This is a genomic window from Pectobacterium sp. A5351 (assembly GCF_028335745.1).
In the GTDB taxonomy this organism is placed as follows: Bacteria; Pseudomonadota; Gammaproteobacteria; order Enterobacterales; family Enterobacteriaceae; genus Pectobacterium.
The window spans coordinates 699,091-711,924 of record NZ_CP116477.1 but is presented as its reverse complement, the minus strand read 5'-3'; the positions used below and the strand labels follow the sequence as shown (position 1 = coordinate 711,924).

Below are 12,834 nucleotides of genomic sequence, written 5' to 3'. Positions count from 1 at the left end.
TAGCACGCAGAACTTTTCTCTGCGGTTTAACCGCTACAGGAGCGCAACATGTTGGAAATTTTCTTCGTTATTGGCTTTTTTATCATGCTGATGTTGACAGGCGTGTCACTGCTGGGCGTGATTGCGGCACTGTTTGTGGCGTCCCTTTTTATGCTGATTGGCGGGCTGTTTAGCATGGCGATAAAAGTGCTGCCGTGGCTGATTTTAGCCGTTGTGGCGGTGTGGCTGTGGCGCAAATTTAGCGGGCGTCCCGTCTACAATTCGCACCGCAATACCTATCGAAAATACACTTATCGCCAACGCAACGGGAATGAGTGGTAATGCCAGAAAGGGGAAAAATCTGAATTACGCGCAAAAATGACGGGCAAGGCCGTATTTAATACCAACTTGTTTTCATATGGCCTGTTTTAGTACAAAAGTGTGCGCCAGCAGATATTTTTTCCCTGAGGTGGCTGCTAGGATGACGCCACAGTTTGACACCTGATTGTCGTTTAAAAGGTGAAATTAAGCTGGGTAAATAAAATAGGGTGGCAAAAAGCCACACGATTTCATCGTCGTCAGGGAAATAATAGCCGCACAGCGGCACCTTCGTGACGATCGCTACGCTGTACCCTACATACAGTCTGATGAAATTAGCGTAATGGCCGAGGCCTCCCAATGGGAGGCCTTCTGCTTTTCAGAAACAGACATTAGGGAATCAGCAGGCATGAACCCTGCGTACTGCGGCTTTCCAGCGCCCGATGAGCCGCTTGCACATCCGACAGCGCAAATTTCTGGCTCTGCGGCACGTCCACCGTAATCGCTCCGCTGGCGATCAGTGAAAAGAGTTCATTGCTGGCCTGTTCCAGTTCGGCACGGTTGGTGACGTAACCAAACAGCGACGGGCGCGTGACGTACAGCGACCCCTTCTGGTTCAGAATCCCCAGATTGACGCCAGTGACCGGCCCAGATGCATTGCCGAAGCTGACCATCAATCCACGGCGACGCAGGCTATCGAGCGAGGCTTCCCAGGTGTCTTTCCCGACCGAGTCATACACGACGTCCACCTTCTGCCCCTCGGTCAACTCCGCAACGCGCTGTGCGATATTCTCGGTGCGGTAATTGATGGTCGCCCAGGCGCCAGCCTGCTTTGCCCGCTCCGCTTTCTCATCGGAGCCCACCGTTCCAATCAGCTTCGCCCCCAACGCCTTCGCCCACTGGCAGGCAATCAGCCCAACGCCACCTGCCGCCGCATGGAACAGGAAGACGTCATTGGGCTTGATCTCGTACGTCTGACGCAGCAGGTAGTAAACCGTCAGCCCTTTCAGGAAAGAGGCCGCCGCCTGCTCAAAGCTGATGGCATCCGGCAGCAGCGCAACGTTCTCCGCCACCACGTTGTGCGCCTCGCTATACGCGCCCAGCCCAGACTGCGCATACACGACGCGATCGCCGACTTTCAGCACGCTCACCCCTGCCCCGACTTTCGTCACGACACCTGCCGCTTCGGTTCCCAATCCAGACGGTAAATCAGGTACCGGATACAGACCACTGCGAATATAAGTATCGATAAAATTAATGCCGATAGCGCGGTTCTCAACTTGCACCTCTCCCGCAGCAGGTTCAGCAAGCGTGAAATCCACGTATTGCAGAACCTCTGGGCCACCATAAGCCCGGAACTGAACGCGTTTTGCCATGTTATCTCCTCGTTCACAAAATATTACCCCATAGAAACACATGAAACGTGTTATTAGGTAGTTTGGAATATACAATGCCTACTTAGAGCAGGCTAAATCAACCAGTAAGACAGGCGATATGGCAGAAAAACGACCGTTCAGCAAACCTAATCCCCTTCGCGACAAACAAGTGGAAGCACTGAAACTTCCCCCCCAATCAGTATCAGCAGAACAGTCAGTGTTAGGTGCTCTGATGCTTGATAATGAACGCTGGGATATAGTGGCCGAGCGTGTTACTGCTAATGACTTCTTCAACCGAGCCCACCAGCTAATTTTTGCTGAAATGCAGAATTTGCTGGACATGGGGAAACCGATCGATCTGATTACGCTGTCTGAATCACTCGAGCTGCAAGGTTCACTGGAATCCGCCGGTGGCTTCGCCTATCTGGCCGAACTGGCAAAAAACACCCCTAGTGTACTTAATATTAATGCCTACGCAGAGATAGTACGCGAGCGCGCTGTGGTGCGTGAAATGATCTCCGTCGCTAATAAAATTGCCGATGCAGGTTACGATCCACAAGGCCGCAGCAGTGAAGATTTGCTCGATATGGCGGAATCCCTTGTTTTTCAGATTGCTGAAAATCGCGCCAGCAAAGACGAAGGTCCTAAAAACATCGAACGTATTCTGGAAGACACCGTTTCCCGAATCGAACAGTTATATCAGCGCCCGCATGACGGCGTAACTGGCGTCTCTACCGGCTATCAGGATCTGGATAAAAAGACGGCGGGTTTGCAGAAATCGGATCTGATCATCGTTGCCGCGCGTCCATCGATGGGTAAAACCACCTTCGCCATGAACCTGTGTGAAAACGCTGCAATGATGCAGGACAAACCGGTATTGATCTTCAGTCTGGAGATGCCAGCAGAGCAGATCATGATGCGTATGTTAGCGTCTATATCTCGCGTGGATCAGACCCGCATTCGTACCGGTCAGTTGGACGACGAAGACTGGGCACGTATTTCCAGCAGTATGGGACTCTTACTTCAGAAAAAAAACATGTATATCGATGATTCCTCCGGCCTGACACCGACCGAAGTACGAGCACGTGCACGCCGCGTGTTCCGTGAACATGACGGACTAAGCCTGATCATGATCGACTACCTGCAATTGATGCGCGTGCCGTCGTTGTCCGACAACCGTACGCTGGAAATTGCGGAAATCTCCCGCTCGCTCAAAGCGCTGGCAAAAGAATTGCAGGTTCCGGTCGTCGCCTTGTCGCAGCTTAACCGCAGTCTGGAACAGCGTGCCGATAAGCGCCCGGTTAACTCGGATCTGCGTGAATCCGGCTCTATCGAGCAGGATGCCGACCTGATTATGTTTATCTATCGTGATGAGGTGTATCACGAAAACAGCGATCTGAAAGGCATCGCTGAAATCATTTTGGGGAAACAGCGTAACGGCCCGATTGGTACCGTGCGTTTGACCTTTAACGGGCAGTGGTCGCGCTTTGATAACTATGCCGGCCCACAATATGACGATGAATAACGCAGCGCTCAGCAATGACAACACTGCTCTAAGGAACAAGAATGAAAACGGCAACTGCCGTCATTAATCGACGTGCTTTGCGCCACAACCTGCAACGTATCCGCCAGCTCGCGCCTGGCAGCCAGGTCGTTGCCATCGTGAAAGCCAACGCTTACGGCCACGGCATGATCGAAGCTGCCCATACCTTTTGCGACGCTGACTGCTACGGCGTCGCGCGGCTCTCCGAAGCGCTGGCACTGCGCGCCGCGGGCATCACCAAACCCATCGTCCTGCTAGAGGGTTTCTTCTCCGCTGACGACCTTCCGCTTCTGGTAGAACACCAGCTAGAAACCGCCGTTCACAGCCCTGAACAGCTTGCCGCACTGGAGCAGGCCACGCTGCCACAACCGCTACGCGTGTGGATGAAGCTCGATACCGGCATGCACCGGCTTGGCGTTCTACCGGAACACGCCGACGCGTTTTGGCAGCGCCTGACTGCATGTCGCAATGTGGTTCAACCCGTCAATATCATGAGTCACTTTTGCCGCGCCGATGAGCCCGAAGCCGACACCACCGAACGCCAGTTGGCGTGCTTCAATGCCTTTACACAGGATAAGCCCGGCGCACAATCCATCGCAGCTTCCGGCGGCATTCTGCTGTGGCCTCAGTCGCATCGCGATCGCGTCCGCCCCGGCATTATTCTCTATGGCGTATCGCCGCTGGATAACGAAGACGCCGCGCATTTCGGCTTCCAGCCTGCAATGACCTTTACCTCCCATCTGATCGCCGTTCGCGAACACAGGGCAGGCGAAGCGGTCGGTTACGGCGGCACCTGGACCAGCCCACGCAATACCCGTCTGGGCGTAGTCGCCGTCGGCTACGGCGATGGCTACCCGCGCTGCGCGCCAGCCGGCACGCCCGTGCTTATCAACGGCCGTAAGGTACCGCTTTCCGGTCGCGTGTCGATGGATATGATCACGGTGGATTTAGGGCCGGATGCGCAAGACAAAGTCGGTGATGAAGTCATACTCTGGGGACCAACACTACCGGTTGAACGCATTGCCGCACATACAGGCACCAGCGCCTACGAACTGATCACGCGCTTAACACAGCGTACCGTATTGGAATACGTCGACAGTGAGTAAAAACGGACTGGCTGGTTTTTATCGGCAGGCTCATGGCTTGCTGGTTTTCAGACGGGTTATCTACTATGCGGCAAGCTGGCTTGCCGCAGCCGCTATCCTGACGCTGTTTGCCCTCATTAATTTCTATACTCTGGAACCGACGGATGTCGGCGGCACGCTGTTTGGCGGCATGTTTAGCGCGATATTCGATCTGATTTACTGGTCTTTTGCTGCGTCGGGATTCTGCTTTCTGGCGCTTTTTCAGCTCTCAGGATGGCGTGTTGCCTGGATACTCGCGGGACTGGTGCAAATCGGCATCAGCGCCCTGTGGCGCATTCAATATTGGCAAGAGTATGAAAACGACAATGTGATACTTTCACCCATGCCCGGTGAACTGTATGTTTCCATACTGGTGGGCGTAGGCATGGCCGCTATCGGCATCGTGAAATATCGACACGCCCGGCGCAACCCGGTCGCCCCGCGCCCAACGTATGCTAAAGCGGTCGCCGCGCTGCTGCTCATCGCGCTTTATCTGGCACTTCCGCTACATCTATACCTACGTGAACCCCTTCCCTACTGCGCCTTTAGTCCTAACGGGCAGCAGTTAAGTCTCTGTCTGGGAAACAATGACGAGCGGATTATTGTGGAGTGATGGATTCACTGCCGTGTAGGCAGTTAACAAAATTAAACGCGCCGAAAATCAGTAATAAAAAACTCATAGGCAACGCGCCCTAAAAAACTGGTAGTCTGTTTGGCTCACTGCCTGACACTGTTTAGGGAACGCGATGTACACCATTGATGATTTCGATCTGAAAATCCTGACGCTGCTACAAACTAACGGCCGCCTGACCAATCAGGAACTCAGCGAGCTGGTCGGGCTGTCCGCCTCACAATGCTCCCGCCGCCGCATCGCACTGGAACAGGCGCAGTTGATTCTCGGCTATCATGCCCGCCTGTCGCCGAACGCGGTCGGACTGGAGTGTCTGGGATTAATTGAAGTGCGGTTGATCAACCACACCAGCGAATACGTTGAGCGCTTTCACCAAATGCTGGGAGAGGTGGACGCCATTATCGACGCGTATAAAACCACAGGCGATGCCGATTATCTGTTAAAAGTCGCCGTGGCGGATCTGCCTGGGCTCAGCACGCTGATTAGCCAGATTCTGTCGCAGAACAAGAGCGTCGCGCACCTGAAAACCTCTGTGGTATTAAACCGCCTCAAAGAAAACGGTTTGATGATGCCGGAACTGCCTGCGTTGCCCTGAATGAGGGCAATCGCCTCTATTTGGTGCAAAAAAGGAATGATTCACGCAACAACCTCCAAATAAATGCACAAAAAAACTAAATAAAGAATAAAAATCGCATGAATCATGCATCATTTTCATTCATATAATTCAATGCTTTGCCCTTATCGCAGGCGGTATTACATACAGGGCAGTCGCTAAACGGTACTATCTGGTGCGATTCTTGCTTTGGTAAGCACATGTTTTTACGACAATCTGTTGAAGTGCTCACCATGGATAACGTTATTCCCACACAAAAAATATCACACACGCTGCTGGAAGATATTCTGGCAATACTGTTCGGCACACTGATGGTGTCGTTTGGCGTCATTCTGCTGCGTCAGGCTGGCGCACTCACTGGCGGCACCGCAGGCATGGCTTTCCTTATCCACTATCTGACCAATGTCTCCTTTGGCATCGCCTTTTTCCTGCTGAACCTGCCTTTCTATTATCTGGCTTTACGCCGTATGGGGTGGGCATTCACGGTGAAAACTTTCTGCGCCGTCGGGCTGGTTTCTCTGTTTTCCGACCTGCACCCGATGTTCGTTCATTTCGATCAGCTCAACCCGTTCTACGCCACGCTGTTTGGCAATATCATCACCGGAATAGGCTTCGTGGTGCTGTTCCGCCATAAGGCCAGCCTCGGCGGCGTGAATATTCTGGCGCTCTATCTTCAGGATAAATACGGCCTACGGGCGGGAAAGCTCCAGATGGGCGTTGATGTTGTGATTGTGCTGACTTCCCTGTTCGTGGTAAGCATACCGATGTTGATTGCTTCCATTCTGGGGGCAACCATTCTGAACCTGATTATCGCGATGAATCATCGCCCCGGCCGTTACGCGGCCTGATTGTCCCCCACCATCGTCGGGGTTGCGGTACCCATAAAAATGACACACTTAGGAGAGCTACACTGTGTTTCAAAACGTTGATACCTATGCCGGAGATCCTATCCTGTCTCTGATGGAAAAATTCAAACAGGATCCAAGAGCGGATAAGATCAATTTGAGTATCGGGCTCTACTACAACGAGCAAAATATTATCCCGCAGTTGCGCTCCGTCAGCGCGGCCGAAGGCAGCCTGAAACAGCCGGCACAAAGCGCAAGCTCTTATCTGCCGATGGAAGGGTTACAGCCTTACCGTACTGCGATCCAACACCTACTATTTGGTGAAAACCACGCGGCGCTGGAAGCCGGTCGCATCGCCACCATCCAAACGTTGGGCGGTTCAGGTGCGCTGAAAGTGGGTGCGGATTTCCTGAAACGTTACTTCCCTGATTCAGAAGTATGGGTCAGCGATCCAACATGGGAAAACCATATTGCGATCTTCGAGGGCGCGGGCTTTAACGTTCACACCTACCCGTATTTCGATGGCGAAAGCCTGGGTGTGAAATTTGACGCCATGCTTGCCACGCTGCAAACGCTGCCAGTACGCAGCATCGTGCTGCTGCACCCGTGCTGCCACAACCCAACTGGGTCAGATCTCACTACCGAGCAGTGGGATCGCGTCATTGAAGTTATCATCCAGCGTGAGCTGATTCCGTTTATGGACATCGCCTATCAGGGCTTTGGCCTCGGGATCGAGCAGGATGCCTATGCGATTCGCGCCGTTGCCAGCGCGGGCGTTCCGGCACTCATCGCCAACTCGTTCTCCAAAATTTTCTCACTGTATAGCGAGCGCGTTGGCGGCCTTTCCGTGGTGTGTGACGATGCCGACAGCGCACAACGCGTGCTGGGTCAGTTAAAAGCGACCGTCCGCCGCAACTACTCTTCCCCACCGAATTTCGGCGCACAGGTCGTTTCTAAGGTTCTGAATGACGCGCAGTTGAACGCCGACTGGAAAGCGGAAGTCGAAGGGATGCGCACCCGCATTCTGAGTATGCGTCAGGAACTGGTTTCGGCATTGAAAAACGCGCTGCCGAACCGCAACTTTGACTACCTGCTCACTCAGCGCGGCATGTTCAGCTATACCGGTTTCAGCCTGGAGCAGGTTGATCGTCTGCGTGAAGAATTCGGTGTCTACCTGATCGCCAGCGGCCGTATGTGTATGGCGGGACTGAACCATGGCAACGTCCAACGCGTCGCTGCGGCCTTCGCCGCGATTCAGTAAATCGTAAAATGACAACGCCACGGGGTTAACCGACTCACCGTTGTAACTCGCTTAATTCAGTGGCTTGTGTGATAAAAATTTCATGACCCAACTACGCTACCTGAACGGTTACCCTCCGGCGATTGTTGCCCAAGTTCAAACGCTCCTCGATCAAGGCAAACTCGGCACCTGGCTGGAAAAAAAATACCCTGATCGCCATCCGATCCAGAGTGACAAGTCGCTCTATCAGTTTGTCGCTGAGCTGAAACAGCGCTATCTGAAAAACGCCCCCGCAATATCAAAGGTGCTCTACGACAACAAACAGAATCCGATAAAAGGGACGCTGGGAACCAATACGTTTGTGGCACGCGTACAGGGCGGGAAATTAAAATCCAATAACGAAATCCGAATAGCGACGCTATTCCGTGACGGGCCGGAAGATTTCCTGCGGATGATCGTGATACACGAACTTGCCCACCTCAAAGAAAAAGACCACAACAAAGCCTTCTACCAACTTTGTTGCCATATGGATCCTGATTATCACCAGTTGGAGTTTGATATGCGAATCTGGCTCAACTGGCGAGAAATAAAATCAGGTTAGACCTAAACTCATCTTTTGTGATGGGTTCACTTTGCTTTGGGCTTTGTTGAATAAATAAATTTTGAGGTACAGCAAAGCCCGCTTAAAACTGTAGGTAAGCTTTTTGTACGGCAGCTTAGAAATTGCAGAAGACGAAGGGCGGCTTGATTGTGCTGTTCACTGCCGTATTAGGTAGCTTAGAAAGGCACCGTGTAAGGCTGGCTTGCAGGTTCAGAGTAAACTGCCGTACAGGCAGTTCGATATTTATCGACATGCGTCGCTGGACTATTCCCCGTTGAGTGTGACAACCAGCGAGCGGCTGCCGGCGTGGTTGCGGTGCTCGCACAGGTAGATGCCCTGCCAGGTGCCAATGTTCAGGCGTCCATTGGTGACGGGGATTATCAGGCTGTTTCCGAGCAGGCTGCCCTTCAGGTGCGCCGGCATGTCGTCGCTCCCTTCATACGTATGGCGGTAGTACGGTTCACCCTCCGGCACTAAGCGATTAAAGAAGCTCTCGAAATCCTGCCGTACCGTGGAGTCCGCATTCTCGTTAATCGTTAGCGCCGCCGAGGTGTGCTTGATGAACACCTGCATCAGCCCGACGTTTATCTGGCGCAGCGCCGTGACCTGCGCCAGTATCTCATCGGTCACCAGATGGAAACCTCTGGCTTTCGGTTTCAGGCGGATGTCATATTGCATCCACATCGCCACCTCCCTGCTATCAGGCTTCGCGTGCCAGAATCGGTCGCAGGAAGCGTGCAGTGTGAGACTGTTCGCACTCTGCCACCGTCTCCGGCGTGCCGGAAACCAGAATTTCTCCGCCGCCGCTGCCGCCTTCCGGCCCCAAATCGACAATCCAGTCAGCCGTCTTAATCACGTCCAGATTGTGTTCAATCACCACAATGGTATTGCCCTGATCGCGCAACTGATGCAACACAGCCAAAAGCTGCTGAATATCGGCAAAGTGCAGGCCGGTCGTGGGTTCGTCGAGAATATACAACGTCTGCCCGGTTCCGCGTTTTGACAGCTCGCGAGACAGTTTCACACGCTGCGCTTCCCCGCCGGACAGTGTGGTGGCCGACTGCCCAAGACGAATGTAGGACAGGCCAACGTCAATCAGCGTTTGTAGCTTCCGCGCCAGTGCCGGAATGGCATCAAAGAACTCTCGCGCTTCTTCGATAGTCATATCCAGCACTTCATGAATGCCTTTGCCTTTGTATTGAATTTCCAGCGTTTCGCGGTTATAGCGCTTGCCTTTGCACTGGTCGCACGGCACATAAACATCCGGCAGGAAGTGCATTTCGACCTTAATTACGCCATCGCCCTGACAGGCTTCACAGCGTCCACCGCGCACGTTAAAGCTGAAACGGCCAGGGTTATAGCCGCGGGTACGCGCTTCCGGCACGCCGGCAAACAGCTCACGAATTGGTGTGAAAATACCGGTGTAGGTTGCCGGGTTGGAACGCGGCGTGCGGCCAATCGGGCTTTGATCGATATCGATCACCTTATCGAAATGCTCCAGCCCCTGAATCTCGCGGTGAGCAGCGGGTTCCGCCAGCGTCGCGCCGTTCAACTGACGCTGCGCCAGTGGGAACAAGGTATCGTTGATCAGGGTCGATTTGCCCGATCCCGATACGCCGGTGATACAGGTAAACAACCCAACCGGTAGCGTCAGCGTCACGTCTTTCAGGTTATTGCCCTTCGCACCAATCAGCTTCAACACGTTGGTCGGATCCGCAGGTACGCGCTGCTTCGGGATTTCAATCTTGCGTTTGCCGCTGAGGAACTGCCCCGTCAACGAATCCGGCACCGCCATGATCTCTTTCATCGTGCCCTCTGCGACAATCTGGCCGCCGTGCACGCCCGCGCCGGGACCGATATCAATCACATGGTCAGCAGCGCGAATCGCGTCTTCATCGTGTTCTACCACAATGACGGTATTGCCCAGATTACGCAGATGAATCAGGGTTTCCAGCAGGCGCTCGTTGTCGCGCTGGTGCAAGCCGATGGACGGTTCATCCAGCACGTACATCACGCCAACCAGCCCGGCGCCGATCTGGCTCGCCAGACGAATACGCTGCGCCTCACCGCCGGACAGCGTTTCCGCCGAGCGGGAGAGCGACAAATAGTTCAGCCCGACGTTCACCAGAAACTTCAGCCGATCGCCAATCTCTTTCAGCACTTTCTCGGCGATTTGAGCACGCTGCCCGCTGAGCTTCATATTCTGGAAGAACGTCATCGCATGGCCGATACTCATATCAGAAATCTGCGGCAGCGTCGTCTGCTCGACAAACACGTTACGTGCCTCTTCACGCAGACGTGTACCGCCGCAACTGGCGCAGGAACGGTTGCTGATAAATTTCGCCAGCTCTTCGCGTACCGCCGTGGATTCCGTCTCTTTATAACGGCGCTCCATGTTGTGCAGCACGCCTTCGAACGGATGGCGGCGTACCGAGGTGTCCCCGCGATCGTTGATATATTTAAATTCGATATTCTCTTTACCAGAGCCGTACAGAATCACTTTCTGCACCGCGGCGCTCAGGCTTTCAAACGGCACATCGACGTCAAATTTGTAGTGCTCCGCCAGTGAGCGCAGCATTTGGAAATAGTAGAAGTTGCGGCGATCCCAGCCGCGAATCGCGCCGCCAGCCAGAGACAGCTCCGCGTTTTGCACCACGCGAGCCGGATCGAAGAATTGCTGCACCCCCAGACCATCACAGCTTGGGCAAGCGCCCGCCGGGTTGTTGAACGAGAACATGCGCGGTTCCAGCTCATGCATGCTGTAGCCACACACCGGGCAGGCAAAGTTCGCTGAGAACAGCAGTTCAGGCTGGGTAGGGTCGTCCATATCGGCCACCACCACGCTACCACCAGAGAGATCCAGCGCAGTTTCAAACGATTCCGCCAGCCGCTGTGCCAGATCGTCACGTACTTTGAACCGGTCAACGACGACCTCAATGGTGTGCTTTTTCTGTAATTCCAGCTTTGGCGGATCGGACAGATCGCACACTTCGCCGTCGATACGGGCGCGGATATAGCCTTGTGAAGCCAGATTTTCCAGCGTTTTGCTGTGTTCGCCTTTGCGATCTTTCACAATCGGCGCCAGCAGCATCAGGCGTTTGCCTTCCGGCTGCGCCAGCACGTTATCCACCATCTGGCTGACTGTCTGCGCGTCCAGCGGCACATCGTGCTCCGGACAGCGAGGCTCACCCACGCGTGCAAACAGCAGACGCAGGTAGTCATGAATTTCGGTAATCGTCCCGACCGTGGATCGCGGGTTATGCGAGGTGGATTTCTGTTCGATAGAAATGGCGGGCGACAGCCCTTCGATATGATCGACGTCCGGTTTTTCCATCAGCGACAAAAACTGACGGGCGTAAGCGGAGAGGGATTCCACATAGCGCCGCTGCCCTTCGGCGTACAGCGTGTCAAACGCCAGCGATGACTTACCCGAACCCGACAAGCCGGTGATGACGATCAGCTTGTCACGGGGGATTATCAGGTTGATATTTTTGAGATTATGGGTACGAGCACCACGAACTTCGATCTTATCCATTCACACACTTCCCGGAATAAAAACGGTTTGTCATCGCCTCTCGAAGAGAGAGAACCGGTACGAAACGAGCAATTATGGCATAAAAAAAACGCCGGACGCGTTTTTTAACGTCGCTTGCGACGGCCCGATAGGGTGGCAAGCAGGGATAGCTTGCCATAAAAAAAACTGAATGGATATCCAGTATTAACCCCCTTTACCTTGCAAACGCTGCAAATTTTACTTTCATTTCTGAAGCTATTTCGCAGGTATGACAGAGAGTTTTCCACATGGTAAGATTGATCGTTTAGACTTAGAAAATAAATCTACCGATTCATCAGGAGAGACGAGCATGGCCAGCAGAGGCGTTAATAAAGTGATTCTTGTCGGGAATCTGGGTCAAGACCCGGAAGTCCGCTATATGCCGAATGGTGGTGCAGTTGCCAACATCACACTGGCAACTTCCGAATCCTGGCGTGATAAACAGACCGGCGAACAGAAAGAGAAGACCGAGTGGCACCGCGTGGTGCTGTTCGGCAAACTGGCTGAAGTCGCGGGCGAATATCTGCGCAAAGGCTCTCAGGTTTACATCGAAGGCGCACTGCAAACCCGTAAATGGGCCGATCAGGCTGGCGTAGAGCGCTACACCACCGAAGTCGTCGTTAACGTCGGCGGCACCATGCAGATGTTAGGTGGACGTCAGGGCGGCGGCGCGCCAGCAGGCGGAGGCCAACAGCAAGGCGGTTGGGGACAACCTCAACAGCCGCAAGGCGGCAACCAGTTCAGTGGTGGCGCGCAAGCTCAACAGCGTCCAGCGCAAAATAGCGCTCCAGCGCAAAGCAACGAACCGCCAATGGATTTCGACGACGACATTCCGTTCTGAGTGCGCCGTTTATCAAAACATCCTATTGAAACCCCGATTTATCGGGGTTTTTCATTTTGTGATGAATGGGAAAAACCGAAAATAAACAATCAACCAAAGAAATCATCACATCATGTACGTTTCGTGCTCAACGGTATAATCAGGGCACAATCAGTACAGTTATTTCTCCA

Annotated in this window: 12 protein-coding genes; 9 read left to right on the top strand and 3 right to left on the bottom strand. The window is 53.6% G+C overall.

The genetic code is table 11. The features are described 5' to 3' along the window. Positions 1 to 48: 48 nt before the first annotated feature. Complete coding sequence (gene pspG, locus O1Q74_RS03330; protein WP_271876068.1) at positions 49 to 321, top strand: envelope stress response protein PspG; 273 nt, start codon at positions 49 to 51, stop codon at positions 319 to 321. 368 nt (positions 322 to 689) lie between these two features. On the opposite strand, the gene O1Q74_RS03325 is transcribed toward pspG, so the two are convergent. After that, positions 690 to 1,673, bottom strand: coding sequence for a quinone oxidoreductase (locus O1Q74_RS03325; protein ID WP_271876067.1), 984 nt, complete (start codon positions 1,671 to 1,673; stop codon positions 690 to 692). A 118-nt stretch (positions 1,674 to 1,791) separates the two neighbouring features. Between O1Q74_RS03325 and dnaB the strand changes: the two genes are divergently transcribed. From dnaB to O1Q74_RS03290, 7 genes are all read left to right on the top strand, one after another. Continuing rightward, a complete protein-coding gene (gene dnaB, locus O1Q74_RS03320; protein WP_271876066.1) occupies positions 1,792 to 3,198 on the top strand; it encodes a replicative DNA helicase in 1,407 nt (468 codons plus the stop codon). Between the two features lie 41 nt (positions 3,199 to 3,239). Then, positions 3,240 to 4,322, top strand: a complete 1,083-nt coding sequence (alr, locus tag O1Q74_RS03315) for an alanine racemase (protein ID WP_271876065.1) — start codon at positions 3,240 to 3,242, stop codon at positions 4,320 to 4,322. After that, complete coding sequence (locus O1Q74_RS03310; RefSeq protein WP_271876064.1) at positions 4,315 to 4,953, top strand: hypothetical protein; 639 nt, start codon at positions 4,315 to 4,317, stop codon at positions 4,951 to 4,953. The genes alr and O1Q74_RS03310 overlap by 8 nt, the downstream gene beginning before the upstream one ends. Positions 4,954 to 5,086: 133 nt before the next feature. Continuing rightward, positions 5,087 to 5,566, top strand: a complete 480-nt coding sequence (locus O1Q74_RS03305; RefSeq protein ID WP_180741597.1) for an Lrp/AsnC family transcriptional regulator — start codon at positions 5,087 to 5,089, stop codon at positions 5,564 to 5,566. 251 nt (positions 5,567 to 5,817) lie between these two features. Continuing rightward, positions 5,818 to 6,432 carry a YitT family protein gene (locus O1Q74_RS03300; protein ID WP_271878720.1) on the top strand — a complete coding sequence of 205 codons (615 nt, stop codon included), beginning with the start codon at positions 5,818 to 5,820 and terminating at the stop codon, positions 6,430 to 6,432. Positions 6,433 to 6,496: 64 nt separating this feature from the next. After that, positions 6,497 to 7,690 (top strand): amino acid aminotransferase, encoded by a 1,194-nt coding sequence (locus tag O1Q74_RS03295; RefSeq protein ID WP_271876063.1) that lies wholly within the window; start codon positions 6,497 to 6,499, stop codon positions 7,688 to 7,690. A gap of 82 nt (positions 7,691 to 7,772) precedes the next feature. Continuing rightward, positions 7,773 to 8,270 (top strand): M48 family metallopeptidase, encoded by a 498-nt coding sequence (locus tag O1Q74_RS03290; protein ID WP_271876062.1) that lies wholly within the window; start codon positions 7,773 to 7,775, stop codon positions 8,268 to 8,270. Between the two features lie 264 nt (positions 8,271 to 8,534). Here O1Q74_RS03290 and O1Q74_RS03285 read toward each other — a convergent pair whose 3' ends face one another. Continuing rightward, complete coding sequence (locus tag O1Q74_RS03285; RefSeq protein WP_271876061.1) at positions 8,535 to 8,954, bottom strand: secondary thiamine-phosphate synthase enzyme YjbQ; 420 nt, start codon at positions 8,952 to 8,954, stop codon at positions 8,535 to 8,537. 16 nt (positions 8,955 to 8,970) lie between these two features. Further along, positions 8,971 to 11,805, bottom strand: a complete 2,835-nt coding sequence (uvrA, locus tag O1Q74_RS03280; protein WP_271876060.1) for an excinuclease ABC subunit UvrA — start codon at positions 11,803 to 11,805, stop codon at positions 8,971 to 8,973. 328 nt (positions 11,806 to 12,133) lie between these two features. Between uvrA and ssb1 the strand changes: the two genes are divergently transcribed. Further along, positions 12,134 to 12,664 carry a single-stranded DNA-binding protein SSB1 gene (gene ssb1 / locus O1Q74_RS03275; protein ID WP_180778595.1) on the top strand — a complete coding sequence of 177 codons (531 nt, stop codon included), beginning with the start codon at positions 12,134 to 12,136 and terminating at the stop codon, positions 12,662 to 12,664. The last annotated feature ends 170 nt before the right edge of the window (positions 12,665 to 12,834 follow it).